The organism is Tardiphaga sp. 285_C5_N1_2, from assembly GCF_052076065.1.
Taxonomy (GTDB): domain Bacteria; phylum Pseudomonadota; class Alphaproteobacteria; order Rhizobiales; family Xanthobacteraceae; genus Tardiphaga; species Tardiphaga robiniae.
Genome location: NZ_CP197241.1, coordinates 5,298,171 through 5,315,456, shown reverse-complemented (window position 1 = coordinate 5,315,456; position 17,286 = coordinate 5,298,171). Strand labels below are relative to the sequence as shown.

17 protein-coding genes are annotated in these 17,286 nt (G+C 61.0%); 7 read left to right on the top strand and 10 right to left on the bottom strand.

The annotated features are described in order from the left end of the window. Positions 1-92 precede the first annotated feature (92 nt). The 3 genes from AB7951_RS25230 to AB7951_RS25220 form a co-directional block, all read right to left on the bottom strand. Complete coding sequence (locus tag AB7951_RS25230) at positions 93-2,078, bottom strand: carbohydrate porin (RefSeq protein WP_439062084.1); 1,986 nt, start codon at positions 2,076-2,078, stop codon at positions 93-95. Positions 2,079-2,489: 411 nt separating this feature from the next. Beyond that, positions 2,490-2,750, bottom strand: coding sequence for a hypothetical protein (locus tag AB7951_RS25225; protein ID WP_089266312.1), 261 nt, complete (start codon positions 2,748-2,750; stop codon positions 2,490-2,492). Between the two features lie 191 nt (positions 2,751-2,941). Then, positions 2,942-3,763, bottom strand: a complete 822-nt coding sequence (locus AB7951_RS25220) for a creatininase family protein (RefSeq protein ID WP_120288209.1) — start codon at positions 3,761-3,763, stop codon at positions 2,942-2,944. A gap of 88 nt (positions 3,764-3,851) precedes the next feature. On the opposite strand from AB7951_RS25220, the gene AB7951_RS25215 reads away from it, so the two are divergent. From AB7951_RS25215 to AB7951_RS25190, 6 genes are all read left to right on the top strand, one after another. After that, a complete protein-coding gene (locus tag AB7951_RS25215; RefSeq protein WP_120288210.1) occupies positions 3,852-4,874 on the top strand; it encodes an ABC transporter substrate-binding protein in 1,023 nt (340 codons plus the stop codon). Between the two features lie 8 nt (positions 4,875-4,882). Further along, positions 4,883-5,689, top strand: coding sequence for an ABC transporter ATP-binding protein (locus AB7951_RS25210; RefSeq protein WP_120288211.1), 807 nt, complete (start codon positions 4,883-4,885; stop codon positions 5,687-5,689). Positions 5,690-5,745: 56 nt separating this feature from the next. Continuing rightward, entirely contained in the window at positions 5,746-6,522 is a 777-nt protein-coding gene (locus tag AB7951_RS25205) for an ABC transporter permease subunit (protein WP_120289081.1), read from the top strand. After that, on the top strand, positions 6,522-7,505 hold the full coding sequence (locus tag AB7951_RS25200; RefSeq protein ID WP_089266316.1) for a 2-hydroxyacid dehydrogenase: 984 nt from the start codon (positions 6,522-6,524) through the stop codon (positions 7,503-7,505). The genes AB7951_RS25205 and AB7951_RS25200 overlap by 1 nt, the downstream gene beginning before the upstream one ends. Before the next feature lie 56 nt (positions 7,506-7,561). Continuing rightward, positions 7,562-8,212: a protease inhibitor Inh/omp19 family protein gene (locus AB7951_RS25195; RefSeq protein ID WP_120288212.1), complete on the top strand. Its 651-nt coding sequence runs from the start codon at positions 7,562-7,564 to the stop codon at positions 8,210-8,212. 159 nt (positions 8,213-8,371) lie between these two features. Further along, a complete protein-coding gene (locus AB7951_RS25190; protein WP_120288213.1) occupies positions 8,372-9,067 on the top strand; it encodes a tetratricopeptide repeat protein in 696 nt (231 codons plus the stop codon). A gap of 15 nt (positions 9,068-9,082) precedes the next feature. Here AB7951_RS25190 and radC read toward each other — a convergent pair whose 3' ends face one another. The 4 genes from radC to AB7951_RS25170 all read right to left on the bottom strand — a co-directional run bounded on the left by radC (position 9,083) and on the right by AB7951_RS25170 (position 12,901). Further along, a complete protein-coding gene (gene radC / locus AB7951_RS25185; RefSeq protein ID WP_120288214.1) occupies positions 9,083-9,802 on the bottom strand; it encodes a RadC family protein in 720 nt (239 codons plus the stop codon). A 97-nt stretch (positions 9,803-9,899) separates the two neighbouring features. Beyond that, positions 9,900-10,727: a type I methionyl aminopeptidase gene (gene map / locus AB7951_RS25180; protein ID WP_120288215.1), complete on the bottom strand. Its 828-nt coding sequence runs from the start codon at positions 10,725-10,727 to the stop codon at positions 9,900-9,902. Between the two features lie 131 nt (positions 10,728-10,858). Next, a complete protein-coding gene (gene sfsA / locus AB7951_RS25175; RefSeq protein ID WP_120288216.1) occupies positions 10,859-11,572 on the bottom strand; it encodes a DNA/RNA nuclease SfsA in 714 nt (237 codons plus the stop codon). Between the two features lie 6 nt (positions 11,573-11,578). Beyond that, positions 11,579-12,901 carry a mechanosensitive ion channel family protein gene (locus AB7951_RS25170; RefSeq protein ID WP_439062085.1) on the bottom strand — a complete coding sequence of 441 codons (1,323 nt, stop codon included), beginning with the start codon at positions 12,899-12,901 and terminating at the stop codon, positions 11,579-11,581. A gap of 239 nt (positions 12,902-13,140) precedes the next feature. Here AB7951_RS25170 and AB7951_RS25165 point away from each other — a divergent pair, with 239 nt between their 5' ends. Beyond that, positions 13,141-14,937: a potassium/proton antiporter gene (locus AB7951_RS25165; RefSeq protein ID WP_093759886.1), complete on the top strand. Its 1,797-nt coding sequence runs from the start codon at positions 13,141-13,143 to the stop codon at positions 14,935-14,937. Between the two features lie 5 nt (positions 14,938-14,942). Here the strand turns inward: AB7951_RS25165 and modC are convergent, their stop codons facing one another. The 3 genes from modC to modA are packed head-to-tail and all read right to left on the bottom strand — an operon-like array spanning position 14,943 to position 17,110. Then, complete coding sequence (modC, locus tag AB7951_RS25160; protein WP_116661652.1) at positions 14,943-15,623, bottom strand: molybdenum ABC transporter ATP-binding protein; 681 nt, start codon at positions 15,621-15,623, stop codon at positions 14,943-14,945. 2 nt (positions 15,624-15,625) lie between these two features. Next, entirely contained in the window at positions 15,626-16,321 is a 696-nt protein-coding gene (gene modB, locus AB7951_RS25155; RefSeq protein WP_439056999.1) for a molybdate ABC transporter permease subunit, read from the bottom strand. 3 nt (positions 16,322-16,324) lie between these two features. Further along, positions 16,325-17,110, bottom strand: coding sequence for a molybdate ABC transporter substrate-binding protein (gene modA / locus AB7951_RS25150; protein ID WP_439062086.1), 786 nt, complete (start codon positions 17,108-17,110; stop codon positions 16,325-16,327). Between the last annotated feature and the right edge of the window lie 176 nt (positions 17,111-17,286).

Sequence of the window (17,286 nt, the reverse complement as noted above, 5' to 3'; positions counted from 1 at the left end):
CCCGGATGAGCGCAGCGATATCCGGGACCGTGCGTGTGGCGATCCCGGATATCGCTGCGCTCATCCGGCTACAAACGGCGCAGGATGTGTCGTCAGAACTCGCCGTGCAGTCGGCCTGAGAAGATCGAGACCGGTCCGCGATCCTTGTTGTAGGCGGGGTTCGCAATCAGCTGGTAGTCGGCCGTGAGGGTGAAGTTCTTGTCGATGGCATAGGCGTAATAGGTTTCGAGAATGCGCTCGGTGCCGTAATTTAGCCGTCCGTCGCCGATCAGCAATCCGTTGCCGCCAGCGGCGAGGAAGTCGCGATGCGCCGCGGACAGGCCGTTGATCGCGCCACCAAGGCCGATCGTGTCATTGGCGCGGCCCCAATGGCTGCCCTTGATCGAGACGCCGGCAGAGACGCTGCGGTCGATATCGGTGAAGGACAGGATCTCGTTCTGGCCGTCGTTCCAGCTGACGCGGCCGAAGATGCCGACGTCAGTGGCAACCTGCTGCTCACCGTTGACGTAGAAGCCGTATTTATCGCTGGCGCGGCGGATCGAGGACATCACGTCGTTGATATCCAGCGTGGGATCATTGGCCTCGATCGCCAGCGCGCCGCGATAGCTGCCGGTATTGCCGCGATTGATGAAGGCACCGACGCGCAACTTGCCGGGCTGGTCGAAGATCTGGTGACGCTCCTCGAATTCGACGACCGCGCCGCCAGTCTTGAACGTCAGGACGTCGTTGTTAGGCTGCGCCGGCACCTGAAACAGGCCGGCTCGGATCGCCCAGTCCTTGCGGTTCAGTTCAACGATGGCGCCGCGGGTGAAGCCCGGCAGGTCGGCTGGAAAGTCGTAAGCGGCCGATGACCACATTGCCCAGTTCATGAAGTCGGCGCGCGGATCCTTGGCGTAGGAATTGCCATCGAAGAAATCACCCACCGCGAAGCGTCCGACCGTGAGCGTGATGCGGTCGATATCGCGCTTGCCTGCCAATTGATTGGCGGCGTCGGGGACGTCTTCCTGCTCGCCGCCGAGGCCTAGCGTCTGGCGGAAGTAATAGCGCTGCATGCGGAAGCGCGGAAACGGCGCGCCGCCCTTTTGCGCCTCGCCATTGGGGAAGCCTGCGAGGCCGAGCGTGGAGTTGAGGCCGAAGCCCTGCGCCAGCTCGGGATTGAGATAGAGCTCACCGCCCTGCCACAGTCGCCAGCCGAGGAACGCCGTCGTCGTAAAGGTCTCGCGCCCTTGGCCGCCGCCAGGAAGGCTGTTGGTGCCTTCATAGGGCGAGCGAATCCGCGGATAGGCGGACGCGATGAAGGTGGTTTGGGCGTGAACGTTCCAGTCTGTCGATTCCGGCAGCACAATCTTGCCGGTGATGGGAGCTGACGGCAACCACGGCGGCGTGTCCCACAGCCGATAATTCAAGCCGACTTTGACGGTGTGAATATTCGGATCAACGCTCACATTCGGCAGCCCGGCATTGCCGAGGTCAAAGGTCTGCCGCATCAAATCGAGATAGGCGTATTCGGCCTTCGCGGTCCAGTTGCCGCCAACGGCAAATTCGACGCCCGCGCCGGCGGTCCAGCCGAAACGGGTGCGGGTCGCTGATGATATGAGGTCGCCGTCGGCATCATTGAGATTGAGCTTGGTGCGTCCCCACGCCACGCCACCGGTGAAGTAAGGCATCAACGCGCCGAAGGCGTAGCCGATGCGGCCACGTGCGGTCGCAAAATAGTCGAAGGTCGTATGGAAAGGCGCTGGCATCAACCGCGCTGCGTCCTGCGGACTGCTGAACGTGGCGTCGGCCTCGAAGCCCAGCACGACGTTGTTGCTGAGCTGCCTGTTGTAGCCGATCTGGTAGCCGCCGATCAGGCCGGTCGGCGAAGGCGGCAGGAAAACGCCCTGCGCGGGCAGCGGATTGCTGCCGGGACCAAAGCTGCCGCCGCCATAGCCGATGTGACCGCCGAGATAAAACCCGGTCCAGTCGTAAACCAGGCGGGGCGCTTTCAGCGCCATGCCGGGCGAAATATCGGCCGCGATCGCAGAGCCATCGAACGCCAATGCGCCCAGCGCAAAACCGGCCAAAACGCGCTTCACGACAATACTCGCGATCGGTCGGGGTACTTCATGCGGCCGTCATTTCTCACTCTAGGTCGCCGCTGATCATGCGACGAACCGTTTGATATTCCACAAAAATAGTCGATTCGCCCATAACGTTGGGGGTATCGAGGGTCGTCATGAGACAAAACGAAACAGAACGAGCAACCTGTCGACTCCCTGACTATAATTGCAACTAATTCGCAATAGCAAGAAGCAACTGGAGAAGCATGTTTCAGTGGCAGCCGATCATGACGGTTGGATAACAGCAGCTGGCCGGCACGGCTCGAAAGGCATTTGGCGAGCGCAAAAAAATGACCCGCTCGGGGGGGCAACCGAGCGGGTCTGGTGCGACACGGGGTGGATGAGGCGCCCGTGTCGGACGCAAATCCACGTCAGTCGATCAAGAGATTAGTAGTTGCAGGTCCGGACGCGGCCGACATAGTTGCCGTAGCCGTCATACTGGCGGACCCAACCGCAGCGATATCCGTAACCGTAGTAGCCGTTATTGGCGGCAATGGCGCTGCCGACGACTGCGGCGCCGACTACACCGGCAGCGATGCCGAAGCCGATGCCCGGGCCCTTGGCCTGAGCCTGCTGGGACGATGCCACGGTGCCGGCAGCGGTGAGAGCAACGAGTGCGAAAGCAGCAATCTTGGACTTGATCGACATGGGATAACTCCATCCTGTTGAAGTGCAGCCATCGTGGCCTGCATGCCAATCAGTCGGAGCCCAAACGGATCGGGTTCGAGACCAGGTCGAACTATTTGGTTTCAGGCAAATTCTTTTGGTTTCAGAATCGTGTCGTCATCCGCGCGGAATATGTCGTCGTGTGAATCGCGCAATCCACGGTTAACCACATCTCACGCGTCGGCATCCGGTTCGCGATCAAACGCTGTCACGTCGAAGCGATGCATGTCCGCGAGTAGTTCGCAGAACGCTTTTGAGCCATGTGCCAGCAGTTTCTCGCCCTTGTCGGCTGATGCCTGCGTGGCGTCGCCAATAGCGCCGCTGGGATGCAGATCTTCGGCCTGCCACGCGAATGGCGCGGGCCGGCTTGCGGACAGCCAGCGATAATTCTTCTCCATTGCAATCGCCGACGATGCGAAGTTTGCGATCTTGTCGTTGCGCACATGCTGCGGATAGCGCGCCAGCATGATCGATGTTTCCACGGCGCCGCCATGAATCCCGTGACGCAATTCTTCGTCGGTGAACAGGCCATCCGGCGCACCGAACCGATTCCATCCGGTGGTGGCGACCAGCATGCCGTATTCGGCGCGCAAGTCCTGCGCCGCGAGCGTCATCGCTGCGCTGTTGCCGCCGTGACTGGTCACGATCACGAGTTTCTGAACACCAGCGCGCGCGACGCTTTCGCCGATCGCAGTCCAGGTCTGCAATGCGATCTCGGTCGGCAGAGTCAGCGTACCGGGAAAGGCGAGGTGCTCGGTTGAAATGCCCACAGGTTGAAGCGGCAGGAACGTCGCCGGAATATCGGCGGGCAGCAGGCGCTGGACCTCTGCAAGATAAGCCTCCGCAATCATGATGTCCGTGCCGAGAGGCAGATGCGGTCCGTGCTGCTCGGTCGCGGCGAGCGGCAGCACTGCAATCCAGGAGGCCGGATCGCTCTGGGCGATGTCGGGCCAGTGAATGGCAGTCCAGTCGCGGGGCGGCATGTTGGCAGTCATCGAGGTGCGTTTCTTTGGTCAATTTTGCAGGGTAGTCTGGCAGCAGATTGCTTCCTATCATGGGCCATAACGGTCGACGGAGTCCAATATGAGCCCGATATCCCTGCTGCGCGCGTTAACCATTGGCGCACTGGCCGTGATGGCCGCGCAGTCGCCCGCCACAGCGGAAACCAGGCTCGACAAGGTCAGTTTCGGCACCAACTGGGTGGCCGAGGCTGAACATGGCGGCTTCTTCCAAGCGGTCGCGGATGGTACCTACAAGAATTACGGGCTCGACGTCACCATCGTGCCGGGCGGGCCGAACGTGAACAATCGCATCCTGTTGATCTCGGGCAAGCTCGACTTCTTCATGAGCGCCAACACGCTGCAGTCCTTCGATGCCGTCGCCAATAATGTGCCGGTGGTCGCTGTCGCCGCGATCTTCCAGAAGGACCCGCAGGTTTTTCTGGCGCATCCCAATCCCAAGGTGACCAAGCTCGAAGATCTCAAGCCGATGACGCTGCTGATCTCGAAGGAGGGCGTCGCCGGCTATTTCCAATGGATGCGATCCGAGCTTGGCTTCAGCGCGTCCAAGGTCAAGCCTTACACCTATAATGCGCAGCCTTTCATCGTCGACAAGAATAGCGCGATGCAGGGCTATGTCACATCCGAGCCGTTCGTGGTCGAGAAGCAGGCCAATTTCAAGCCAACCGTGATGCTGCTCGCGGATTACGGGTTCGATGGCTATTCGACATTGATCGAAACGCGCCGCGAATGGGTCGACAAGAAGCCGGACCTTGTCCAGCGTTTCGTCGATGCCTCGATGATTGGCTGGTACAACTATCTCTATGGTGACAACAAAGCCGCCAATGAGGTCATCAAGAAGCTCAACCCGGAAATGACCGATGACCTGCTGGCCTATTCCATCGCCAAGATGAAGGAATACGGTATCGTCGACTCAGGTGACACGCTGAAAGACGGCATCGGTGCCATGAGCGAAGCGCGTGTTGCCAGCTTCTTCGACAAGATGTCACGCGCAGGCGTGGTCAAGCGCGATATCGACTATCGCAAGGCCTATACACTGCAGTTCATCAACAAGGGTGTCGGTCTCGATCTCCGGCCGAAGAAGTAGCCCGGCAGATGGTCGAACCTGCGTTGTCGTCGAGCGATGCACCCACCGCTGTGCGCCTGCGCGGTGTCACGAAGGTCTATGACAACGGCACCGTGGCGCTGGGGCCTCTTGATCTCGATATTCGCAAGGGCGAGTTCGTCTCGCTGTTGGGCTCGTCCGGCTGCGGAAAATCTACTGCATTACGTCTGATAGCAGGCCTGATCGCGCCGTCAGCGGGCACTTTGGATGTGGCCGCACGCAGCAGCGGTCACGCTATTGGCTTCGTGTTCCAGGAGCCGACGCTGATGCCATGGAGCACGATTCGGGAGAATGTACGGCTGCCTCTGAAGCTGGCACATATGCCGGATGCGCAGTCGACGGCGCGAGTGGATGAGGTGCTCGCACAGGTCGGTCTCGCGGACTTCGCCGGAGCCTATCCGCGCGAATTATCGGGTGGCATGAAGATGCGGGCGTCGCTGGCCCGCGCGCTGGTGACCGAGCCGGATATCCTGCTGATGGACGAGCCTTTTGCGGCGCTCGACGAGATCACGCGCTTCCGGCTCAACAACGACCTGCTGGCGCTATGGCGCGAACTCGGCAAGACGGTCATCTTCGTCACTCATTCGGTGTTCGAGTCGGTTTATCTGTCGCAGCGCGTTGTGGTGATGACGTCGCGGCCAGGTCGCGTCAGCGCCGAATGCCATATCGAATCCTCTGAACCGCGCGACGACGCGTTCCGCACCTCGATGGCCTATGCCGGCTACTGCCGCGATGTTTCACAAGCACTGATGACGGCCAGTGATGCGGCATTCAACGAGACAAAGGCGCGAGCATGAAAGGGCTGGAGCCACTGCCCACAGTCGATCGCGGTTCGGTCGTGCCGGGCAGCGATATGCAATGGCAGCGCGTCGTCTGGCCGGTGGTCGTGTTTGTCGCTGGAATCGTTTTGTGGGATCTCGTCGTCCGGATCGGCGAAATCCCGCCCTACCTGTTGCCAGGTCCCGTGCTCGTCTTTCAGACACTGATCGCCGACTGGTCGGTCCTGTCTGAATCGCTCGGCGTGACATTGCTGACAGCGCTGGAGGGCTTCATCGCCGCGGCCATCGGTGGCATCGCGCTGGCGCTGTTGTTCAACCAGTCCAAATGGCTGGAATATTCGCTGCTGCCCTATGCCATCGTGCTGCAGGTGACGCCCGTCATCGCCATCGCGCCGCTGATGCTGATCTATCTGCCGCAGCAGACGGCCGTTGTTGTCTGCGCCTGGATCGTCGCGTTCTTCCCGGTGCTGGCCAATACGACGCTGGGCCTCAATTCGGTGGATCGCAATCTGGCCGGTCTGTTCCAGCTCTATCGCGCATCGCGTTGGCAGGTGCTGCGCTATCTGAAGCTTCCGGCGGCATTGCCATTCATACTTGGTGGATTGCGCATTGCGGGCGGATTGTCGCTGATCGGCGCGGTGGCAGCGGAAATCGCCGCAGGTGCGGCGGGCGCTGGTTCAGGCCTCGCCTATCGCATTTCGGAATCCAGCTATCGCCTCAATATTCCCCGAATGTTCGCCGCGTTATTGTTGCTGTCCGTTGCGGGGATTGTGATTTATATGCTGCTCGCGCTGGTATCCCACATTGTGTTGCGGCGCTGGCATGAGAGTGCACTGCGAAAGGAAAAATAATGGGGACGGGAATCTCTTCGGACAAAATCGACCTGCTGATCTACGGACCGACGAAGCCGCTGATCAATAACGGTTTCTCGGATCAGTTCGTATTGCATAAATATGAAACCCAGCACGATCTCGAACGGCTGCCGGCGGGCGTCGCCGAGAAAATCCGCGGCATCGCCGTGACGGGCCTGGTGCCGACCAACAGCGCGGTGCTGGCGAAATATCCCAAGGTCGAGATCATCTCCTCGTTCGGCGTCGGCTACGATCACATTGACGCGAAATATGCCGCCGAGAACAATATCCTCGTTACCAACACGCCGGATGTGCTGACCGAGGAAGTCGCCGATACGGCGCTCGGCCTGTTCATCGCCACTGCCCGCGAATTCATCAAAGCGGATAAATATGTCCGTTCGGGCCTGTGGCTGACACAGCCTTATCCGCTCACGGTCGGCTCGCTGCGCGACCGCAAGGTCGGCATGGTCGGCATGGGCCGCATCGGTCAGGCGATTGCGCGTCGTCTCGACGCCTCGCTGGTGCCGGTGGTCTATCACTCGCGCAACCCCGCCGCTGGCGTCTCGCACAAGCACTATCCGAACCTGATCGAGATGGCGAAGGCGGTGGATACGCTGATCGTCATCACACCGGGCGGACCGTCGACGGCCAACCTGGTCAATGCGGAAGTCATGCAGGCGCTCGGTCCGCGCGGTATCATCATCAATATCGCACGCGGTTCGGTGATCGACGAGCCCGCACTGATTGCGGCGCTCAAATCGGGCACCATTCTGGCCGCGGGCCTCGACGTGTTTGCGCAGGAGCCCAAAGTGCCGGACGAGCTGAAGTCGATGCAGAACGTCGTGCTGTTGCCGCATGTCGGCTCGGCGTCGGTGGTGACGCGCAACGCGATGGATCAGCTTGTGGTCGACAACCTCAAACTCTGGTTCGCCGGCAAGGCGCCGACGACGCCGATTGCGGAAACGCCGATAAAGGGACGCTGATCGTGAGACTCGCGTCGGGGCGCTGTCGATATTTTGCGCTGGCAGTTGCCGGCGCGATGCTCGTCGGCGCACTGGCGCGAGCGCAGGACGCTGCCACCCTTCGAAAAAACATGATCGGGCAGTGGGAGCTCTCCACCACCGAACGCAGCAAGACCTGCGTGGTGACGCTGAAGAACGACACGTCGCCGCAGGGGCTGAAGCTCGAACTCGAACCGGATTGCGCGAAGGCGTTGCCCTTCACCAAGGATATCACGGCCTGGAACATCAAGGGGCTCGATATCGTCCGGCTGCAGAATCCGACGGGCGAAGCCGTGATCGATTTCACCGAGGTCGAGAGCGGCATCTTTGAAGGCATTCGTACCGGCGAGGGCGTCTATATCCTGCAGAATCTCGCTGCAGCCCGCTCGCTGACCAAATCGATGGACCAGATGATTGGCGACTGGTCGATGGTACGCGGCAGCGGCCGCGTGGTCTGCGGTCTGACGCTGACCAATACCGAAACGACCCAGGATAATTTCGCCGTCTTCCTGAAGCCGCGTTGTGAACCCCTGGTGGCGAATTTCAATCCCAAACAGTGGCGCCTCGAACGCGGCGAATTGCTGATGATGTCATCATCCGGTGAGATCTGGCATTTCGAAGCCGACGACAACGCTCAGTGGCGCCGCGTGCCGGATAGCGCCGACCCGCTCATCCTGCTGCGACAGTAGACGGTCGCTCCGCGCCCGCTTTTGCGGGGACGACGAGGAGAGGTCGTTGCCTGGATTGCGCGCTACGCATCAATCCGTCTGGTTCAAATCAGCTTCTTCGAACCTATTTCCGCTGCGCGTTACCAAGATGAATTGGTTCAAACCCGATTGGAGGGTGAGATGAAATTTTTCGCCTTGGCTTTTTCGTGCCTTTTATTCTTCTCAATGCCCGCCAACGCAAATGACGCAGATACCTTTAATGCAATGGTCGCATTGGCGAACAAGGGAGATGCAGAGGCGCAATATCACGTGGGCATGATGTACAATAATGGCATCGGCACTCAACAGGATCGCAGGCAGGCCTTTGAGTGGTTTCAAAAATCGGCTGCGTTGAACGACCCGTTGGGAGCCTACAAGCTTGGTTGTTACTATGACGGGCAAGGCGCAGGCATCGTGGAGTCTGACACGGATCAAGCTTTAAAATACAAGCTTGTTTCTGCCGAAGCCGGCTACGCGCTTGCGCAGCACGATGTCGCCAATCTGTATGACAGGCGAGGAAATTCGGAAGAAGCGCTCAAGTGGTGGAAGAGGGCGGGTGATCAGGGATATCCCGGTGCCCTCTTTGGTTTGTCCCGTTTGTATTCCGCCGGAAAAGGAGCGCCAAAGGATCTGTCTTTGTCGTATGCGTATTTCAAACTCTCGAAGCTGGCACCCGCGAAAAATGTGAATGAGATGGCTGCACTGTTGTCCGAACAAGAACTCAAGAACGCAGAAAAACTGGTGTCCGAATGGAAGCCGCGGACAACTGCTTTAACACTCAAGGCAAAGAGTGGTATTCGAGCAGCAGAAGAATACGTCAAAACCATCAAAAACTAAGTGTTCTGATTGGCCTTAGATCAGCTTCAGCCCCTTCAAACTCGCATGCCCATGTTTGCCGACGATGATGTGATCATGCACCGCGATGCCGAGCGGCGCGGCAACATCGATCACCGCCTTGGTCATCTGCACATCGGCCTGCGACGGTGTCGGGTCGCCGGAAGGATGATTGTGCACCATGATGATGGCCGTCGCGGATAATTCGAGCGCGCGCTTCACGACCTCACGCGGATAGACCGGTGTGTGATCGACGGTGCCGACCTGCTGGACCTCGTCCGAGATCAACTGGTTGCGCTTGTCGAGGAACAGAATGCGGAACTGCTCCTTATCAGCAAAGGCCATGGCCGTTCGGCAATAGTCGATCACCGTGGCCCATGACGACAGCACGGTGCGCTGCTTCAATTGTCCCTTGGCGACGCGGCTGGTGGCGGCGGCGATCAGCTTGATCTCGGTGATGGCGGCTTCGCCGAGGCCGTCGATCTCGCGCAACCGCATGTCCGGGGCATGCACGGTCTCGGCGAAGGAGCCGAATTTCGTGATCAGCGATTTCGCCAGTGGCTTCACATCCCGGCGCGGCAGCGCACGGAACAGCACCATTTCCAGCAGCTCGTAGTCGCTCAGCGCATCGGCGCCGACGCTCCGAAAGCGTCCCCGCAGTCGCTCCCGATGGCCATGATAATGCGGCGCTTCCGCAAGACCCGTCGGGGTGGCTGGATCGCTGGGACTGACGGGCATGTGGCGCCAACGCTCGCATGGACACTATTCGCGAGCATGCCGTGCCCGGCTACATTTGCAACCAGAAAGTGTCTGTAGCGCTGCGGCGATTTGAAGTTTAGGCGGCGGGCGTCGGCGGCTGTTCGTTATGCCGCTTGGACAGCGTGAAAATCTCGACGCCGGTCGCCGTCACGCCGACGGTGTGCTCGAACTGCGCCGACAGCGACCGGTCGCGGGTCACGGCGGTCCAGCCGTCGGACAGAACCTTCACATGCGGTTTGCCGAGATTGATCATCGGCTCGATGGTGAAGAACATGCCGGGGCGCAAGGTCACGCCTTCGCCGGGGCGGCCGACATGGATGATGTTCGGCTCGTCATGGAACATGCGGCCGAGGCCATGGCCGCAGAAGTCACGCACCACGCTCATCTGCTGCGGTTCGACGAAGCTCTGGATCGCATGGCCGATGTCGCCGGTGGTATTGCCCGGCTTGACCACGGCGATGCCGCGCATCAGCGATTCATAAGTGACCTCGACCAGACGCTCCGCTTTGCGGGCGAGTTCGCCGACGCCATACATACGGCTGGAATCGCCATACCAGCCCTCGACGATGAAGGTGACGTCGACATTGACGATGTCGCCTTCCTTCAGCGCGCGGTCGCCGGGCATGCCGTGACAGACCACGTGATTGATCGATGTGCAGGTCGAATAGCGATAGCCGCGATACATCAGCGTGGCCGGAAAGGCGCCATGGCTGAAGGCGAATTCCCGCACGAAGTCGTCGATCGCCGAGGTCAGCACACCCGGCTTCACCAGATCGGTCAGCTCGTCGAGACACTGCGACACCAGCGCGCCGGCCTTGCGCATGCCAGCAAAAGCGGCGGGACCATGCAGCTTGATCTGACCGGTTTTGCGCTGGGAGGTTTCGGAGGCTTCGACGTAGCTCATCAGGTGATCTTGCCAGGCAGGATGCGACGGGAATGTGCGATTTGAAGCCCCAATTTAATGGCTGGGGCGGTCAGCGCAAGCCAAAGCAGCCCCTCCAGGACCTCATCGCTCGGTCCCCACCCCAGCCATATTCATGCCTGAATCGGCACTCGGCCGGCCAGAACGATGCCGTCATGGTCGATCCGGCAGGTATAGGCGATGGCTTCGACGCCTGCGGCGCGGGCCTTGTCGAAGGCGCGGCCATAGGCCGGGTCGATATCCCGCGCCAGCGCAAAAGCCGTGGACGAGCCGATCTGGACCACGAACAGCATCACGGCCCGGGCGCCTGTGGCAACCATGGCGGCCAGTTCGTCGAGATGGCGGGCGCCGCGCGCGGTGACGGAATCCGGGAATTCGGCCAAACTTGGCTGGCGCATCATGTGGACGTTTTTGACCTCGACATAGCAGGGCGGCCGTGACGGGTGTTCCAGCAGGAAGTCCACCCGCGACGCAGCGCCGTATTTCACCTCACGGCGGATGGTGTCGTAGCCGGCGAGTTCGGGGATCGCATTGGCGGCCAGCGCCTCGGCGACAATGGCATTGGGGTGCATTGTATTGACGCCGACCAGTTCCGGGCCATTGCCGAAATCGGCTTCGATCAGCTCCCATGAAAAAGGCAGCTTGCGGGTCTTGCTCGGCGACTTCGACAGCCAGACGCGCGCGCCGGCCGCCTGCAGGCCGATCATCGCGCCGGGATTGGCGACATGGGCAGTGATCACGCTGCCATCGGCGAGTTCGACATCGGCAAGGAAGCGCTTGTAGCGCCGCAGCAGCGTCGCCGGAACGAGGTCGGCGGAAAGCTTCATCGGGACTTATTCCGGACCGGATACGACTTCGACAATGGTTTCGACCGGTAGTGCACCGCCACGGATCTTCAGCTCGCGGACCGGATAGGGCACGCGGATGCCCTCACGCTTGAAAGCATCCCACAGTCCCAGCATCACCTCGCTCTTCACAGCATCCATGCCGTCGGGCGAGTCGATCCAGAAGGTCAGCGAGAATTTCATGCCGGCTTCGGCAAATTCGGTGAGGATGCAGTTCGGCGTCTTGGCCGTATTGGCCCGTGGCGATGCCGTTGCGACGTCGATAGCCAGCTTGCAGACGACGCGCGGATCCGCATCGTAATTGGCGCTGAAATTGACCTTCACCAGCGTGTCCTTGTCCGTATAGGTCCAGTTCACCACCTTCTGGGTAATGAGGTCCTCGTTGGGGATCAGGAACTCGCGGCCGTCGCCCGCGGCGACCGAGATGTAGCGCGTATTCATCGCACTGATGCGGCCGGAGCTGTCGCCGATGGTGACGAGGTCGCCGGGCTTCACCGATTTGTCCGCCAGCAGGATCACGCCGCTGATGAAATTGGCGACGATTTTCTGCAGGCCGAAACCGATACCGACACCGACTGCACCGGAGAACACGGCGAGCGCCGAGAGGTTGATGCCGACCGCACCCATGACGAGAGCGACGGCGAACACCATCAAGAGCAGGCGCACCAGCTTGATCAGCAGGACCTGGATCGAGGGCGTGAGGTCATGGGACTGCCTGATCCGGCCTTCCAGAAAATTGCTGGCAATATTCGACAGCCATAGCGCTACCGCGAGCAAGACGCCGAGCTTGATCAAGAGTAGCGGGGTCAGCCGGAGGCCGCCGAGATCAATCCCGTTCGCATCCAGCATGGTGATGGTCGGCTGCAACTGGCCGACAATGCTGAGGGCCGCGACGAACCAGGCCGAGATCGACACCAGCCGGACCAGGAATTCGTTACGGATCACGCTGGTGACAAGCCGGATCACCAGCCAGGCGAGTGCAAGCTTCGCGGTCACCGACAGCAAATAGCTGCGGCTCGGCCATGTCACGCTCAGCATGATCACGCGGTCGAGGGTCATCAGGATCGCAAAGGCCGCGGTGGCTGCGCTGCCGACGAGAATGCGCATGAACATGCGCAGTGGCGCCGGCCAGCCCATCGCCAGAGAGGTCATATCGACCCGCGAGCGGATTGCGGCCCCGATGGCGAAGGCAATGCCGCCGCCGGCCATCATAAGTCCGAGCTGCAAATAGAACCACGGCGAGGTTACCTCGGCGCCGAACGATCGTGCGGTTGCCAGCACGAATTCGTGGGTGTCGGTCAGGTCAAGCATCGCGCAGCTCTCGTTGTCGTGAATGTATCGTGTGGTGTGGAATCATCGCTGGACGGCGTATTTGATTCGGATGGGTAGAGATTCACACAAGCACCACGTCGACGCCATTGAGTGGAGCTTCTGCCTTGGGCAATTTCCGAGAAATATACCTGCAAATAGGTATCACGCAGAAAACGTTTGGCGTCTCGGGATGACGACGATAAGCATGGATTTACAAGTATTTCCGGCCTCGGAGCCTCATGGCGTCACTTGATTCCGTCAGCATTGCCATCCTTCTCGGCGCAGTTCTGGTTATGGCCGGCATCCTGTCCAGCCTGCTTGCGCTTCGCTTCGGCGCGCCATTGCTGCTGTTCTTCCTGTTTATCGGCATGGTGGCCGGCGAAGCGGGCCCTGGCGGACTGCGGTTTGACGACGTCCATACAACCTATGTGGTGGGCTCGGTTGCACTCGCGCTGATCCTGTTCGACGGTGGGTTGAAGACACGATTTCAGGCCATTCGCGCGGTGCTGGCCCCGTCGATGGTGCTGGCCACGATTGGCGTGTTGTTGACGGCGTTGATCACGGCACCGGTCGCCAAATATGCCCTCGACCTGAACTGGACCCAGGCGCTGCTGACCGGCGCGGTGGTGGCTTCCACCGACGCGGCGGCTGTCTTTCTGCTGGTCCACGCGCAAGGCCTGCGCCTCAGACCAAGGGTTGGCGCGACACTCGAAGTTGAGTCTGGAACGAACGATCCGTTCGCCGTCTTTCTGACCCTGACGCTGGTCAAGCTTCTGTCGCTGGGGGACGCCTCTGCCGGTCACGTGGCAATGGAATTTGTTCAGGAAGCCGTGCTGGGCACCCTGATCGGCGTCGTCGGTGGCCGGTTGGTTGTCTTGGCCATGAATCGCGTGGCGCTGCCGCAGGGGTTGCATGCGCCCTTCGTCTGCACCGCGGCTCTGGTGATCTTCGGGCTGGCTCAGATCGCTCACGCCTCAGGCTTTCTGGCGGTCTATCTTGCCGGCATCATCATCGGCAATCGCCCGACGCGGGCGCATAATTCCGTGGTGACGTTCCTCGACGCTGCGACGTGGCTGGCGCAGATCGTGATGTTCGTCATGCTCGGTCTTCTGGTGTCGCCGGAGCGGCTGGTGGGCAGCATCATTCCGGCGGTCGGCGTTGCCCTTGTTCTGATGTTCGTGGCACGCCCGGTCGCGGTCTTCCTGTGTTTGCAGCCCTTCCGCTTCAACTGGCGCGAAAAGATGTTCGTTTCGTGGGTCGGTCTGCGCGGTGCCGTCGCAATCTTCCTTGCCTCGATCCCGATGCTGGTTGGTCTGCCCAAGGCGTCGCTGTATTTCGACGTCGCTTTCGTGGTCGTGATCATCTCGCTGTTGTTTCAGGGATGGACGCTGGCTTTTGCCGCCCGGAAGCTGCATGTCGCTCTGCCGCGCACCGACAGGGGGCCGCGCCGTATCGAACTCGATTTGCCAGGTCAGCTCGAACAGCAACTGGTCGGCTATGCCGTGCGCCCGAAGAGCCTCTACCTGAAACGCAACCTCATTCCGTCGTGGTCGAAGCCGACGCTGGTCATTCGCGATGAGCGCATACTGACGCCGGCGGAGGCCGAGCCTGTTACGGCCGGCGATTACATCTATCTGCTGGCGCCGCCGGAAAAGGCCGAGGCGCTGGATCGCTTCTTTGTCGACATGCCGCCGAGCACGGCGCCAGACCCGCATCTGCTTGGTGATTTCATGGTGTCTGGCGAAATCACTCTCGGCGATCTTGCGGCGATCTACGGCATCGCCGTCGATCCAGCCCAGGCATCGCTGACGCTGGCCGATTATTTCGATATCCATCTCGATCATGCGCCGACTGTTGGCGCCGCCTTGCCGATCGACAGTATTGATCTTGTCGCGCGCAGTCTTGGTGGCGGACGCGTTAATGTGGTTGGCCTGCGTCTGCCCGAAGATGAAGATCCCGCGCCGCCAAAGCTGACACGCAGGCAAGCCCTCAAGGCGAAACTGAAGCGAGGCTGGACCACGCTGTCCGGCGCCTGATTGGCTCAGGCTGCCGGGATGATACGCGGCAGGATCTCGGTGCCACCGAAGGCCGCGACACGGCCACGCTTCAGCATCACGACCTGCGTCGCCAGTTGCCGCATCTCGTCGGCATCGTGACTGACGAAGACCATCGGCACATCGCCTGCATCGCGCAGCCGCTTGAGGTAGGGCAGGATCTCCGCCTTCCGCTCCTCGTCGAGCGCCCCCATCGGTTCGTCGAGCAGTAGCAGCCTCGGTTGCGAGAGCAGCGCACGTCCCAGCGCCACGCGCTGGCGTTCACCGCCCGAGAGGCCACCGGGACGACGATCGAGCAGATGTCCGATATCAAGCATCTCTGTAATGCGCGTTTCCTCAGCAGAATCGCGTGTCAGGCGGTTCATTCGGCGACCGTAATCGAGATTCTGCGCGACGCTCAGATGCGGGAACAGTCGCGCGTCCTGAAACACGTAGCCGATGCGGCGCCGATGCGGCGGGACGTGGATGCGCGCGCTGCCGTCATAGAGCACGTCACTATCCACGGCGATTATGCCGCGATCCGGCTGCACGAGGCCGGCAATCATGCTGACCAGCGAGGTCTTGCCCGCGCCTGAGGAGCCGAACAGGCCCGTCACGCGGCCTTCGCTGGTGAAGGCGACGTCGACTGAAAATTCGCCGAGTTGTTTGAACACATCAACGCGCAGCACGATCAGTTTCCGTGTAGCCGTTGCGTCGCGCGGCGCGCGAACCATTCCGAAGCGATAAGCGCCAGTACGGCGATGCCGATGGAGATCATCACCAGACGTGAGGCTGCCGCGTCACCGTCGGGCGTCTGGATCAACGAGTAGATCGCGGAGGAAATCGTCTGGGTCTCGCCGGGAATGTTTGAGACAAAAGTAATAGTGGCGCCGAATTCGCCGATGGCCTTGGCAAAGCCGAGCACCATGCCGGCCAAGACGCCGGGCAGCGCCAGCGGCAGGGTCACGGTCGCAAACACTTTCCAGGGCGATGCGCCGAGCGTGCTCGACGCCTGTTCGAGCCGCCGGTCAACCGCTTCAATCGAGAGCCGGATCGGCCGCACCAGCAGAGGGAACGACATCACGCCGCATGCAAGCGCGGCACCCGTCCAGCGAAAGGCGAAGACGATGCCGAGATGTTCGGAGAGCCACGCGCCGAGAATGCCGCGCTTGCCGAGCAGCAACAGCAGCAGATAGCCGGTGACGACGGGCGGCAGCACCAGCGGCAGATAGATTATGGCGTCGATGATCGGCTTGCCCCAGAAGTCACGTCGCGCGAGCAGCCAAGCGACGCCGATTCCAATCGGCGTCGAGATCAATGTCGCGATCACGGCGACCCTGACTGAAAGCAGGATCGCCGTCCATTCTTCAGGGGAGATGTCGGACACGTGTCAGGACGTCGGCTTGACCAGGAACGTGAAGCCGTACTTCTCAAGAACCGTCTTTGCGGCCGATGACCTCAGGAAGGCCAGATAGTCGGCAGCTTCGGTCTTCGCGGTGGTGGTCGCCGCGACCGGATAGATGATCGCCGGGTGCGAGTCCGACGGGAAGGTGCCGATGATCTTCACGCCCGGATCGATCTTGGCATCGGTCGCATAGACGATGCCAAGCGGAGCTTCACCGCGTGAGACCAGCGTCAGCGCAGCGCGCACGCTCTCGGCCATGGCGAATTTCGACTCGGCGGCGGTCCAGCTGCCGAGCTTCTCAAGCGCGGCCTTTGCGTATTTGCCGACCGGGACCGACTTCACATCGCCGGTGGCGATCTTGCCGTCGCCGGCGAGCTTGGCGAGATCGAAGCCTTGACCGATGGTGACGTTGTCGAGCTTGGCGTCCTTGGCGGCGATCAGCACGATGCTGTTGCCGAGGAGGTCGGTGCGCGTGGCGACGTTGATGTTCTTTTTGCCGATGGCGTAGTCCATCCAGTCGGTGTCGGCGGACACAAAGACGTCGGCCGGCGCGCCTTGTTCGATCTGCTTGGCGAGCGCCGAGCTTGCAGCATAGCTGGCGGTGATCTTCACGCCGGTCTTGGCAGTGTAGGCGGCATCGAGCTCGTCGAGCGCGTTCTTCATCGACGCTGCGGCGAACACGGTGAGGGTTTTGTCCTGCGCATGGGCAGGCGTGAAGGTCGATCCGAGCAGGATCGAGAACGCAGCGAAAAGTCCGGCAAAACGGTTCATGTGGCGCTCCATGCGTGAGCGCAGCGCAAAGTGCGCGCAACTCAGGCGTTGGTTGGGTGGGACATGCGACAGGCGGAAGCGCCGTTCCGGCAATCCCGAGGACTTACGGTCCGCAGGGGATATCGCTGGGGAATAATATCAGGCTGGCCAAGGGGGTAAAGGCCCTTGGGCGGGGA

Coding starts and splice junctions, on each gene's coding strand:
- AB7951_RS25195 (WP_120288212.1), top strand. CDS start 7,562: ATGCTCGTCGGCGCACTGGCGCGAGCGCAGGACGCTGCCACCCTTCGA.
- AB7951_RS25220 (WP_120288209.1), bottom strand. CDS start 3,763: ATGACTGCCAACATGCCGCCCCGCGACTGGACTGCCATTCACTGGCCC.
- map (WP_120288215.1), bottom strand. CDS start 10,727: ATGAGCTACGTCGAAGCCTCCGAAACCTCCCAGCGCAAAACCGGTCAG.
- modA (WP_439062086.1), bottom strand. CDS start 17,110: ATGAACCGTTTTGCCGGACTTTTCGCTGCGTTCTCGATCCTGCTCGGA.
- AB7951_RS25210 (WP_120288211.1), top strand. CDS start 4,883: ATGGTCGAACCTGCGTTGTCGTCGAGCGATGCACCCACCGCTGTGCGC.
- AB7951_RS25165 (WP_093759886.1), top strand. CDS start 13,141: ATGGCGTCACTTGATTCCGTCAGCATTGCCATCCTTCTCGGCGCAGTT.
- AB7951_RS25205 (WP_120289081.1), top strand. CDS start 5,746: ATGCAATGGCAGCGCGTCGTCTGGCCGGTGGTCGTGTTTGTCGCTGGA.
- AB7951_RS25215 (WP_120288210.1), top strand. CDS start 3,852: ATGAGCCCGATATCCCTGCTGCGCGCGTTAACCATTGGCGCACTGGCC.
- AB7951_RS25190 (WP_120288213.1), top strand. CDS start 8,372: ATGAAATTTTTCGCCTTGGCTTTTTCGTGCCTTTTATTCTTCTCAATG.
- AB7951_RS25200 (WP_089266316.1), top strand. CDS start 6,522: ATGGGGACGGGAATCTCTTCGGACAAAATCGACCTGCTGATCTACGGA.
- sfsA (WP_120288216.1), bottom strand. CDS start 11,572: ATGAAGCTTTCCGCCGACCTCGTTCCGGCGACGCTGCTGCGGCGCTAC.
- radC (WP_120288214.1), bottom strand. CDS start 9,802: ATGCCCGTCAGTCCCAGCGATCCAGCCACCCCGACGGGTCTTGCGGAA.
- AB7951_RS25170 (WP_439062085.1), bottom strand. CDS start 12,901: ATGCTTGACCTGACCGACACCCACGAATTCGTGCTGGCAACCGCACGA.
- AB7951_RS25225 (WP_089266312.1), bottom strand. CDS start 2,750: ATGTCGATCAAGTCCAAGATTGCTGCTTTCGCACTCGTTGCTCTCACC.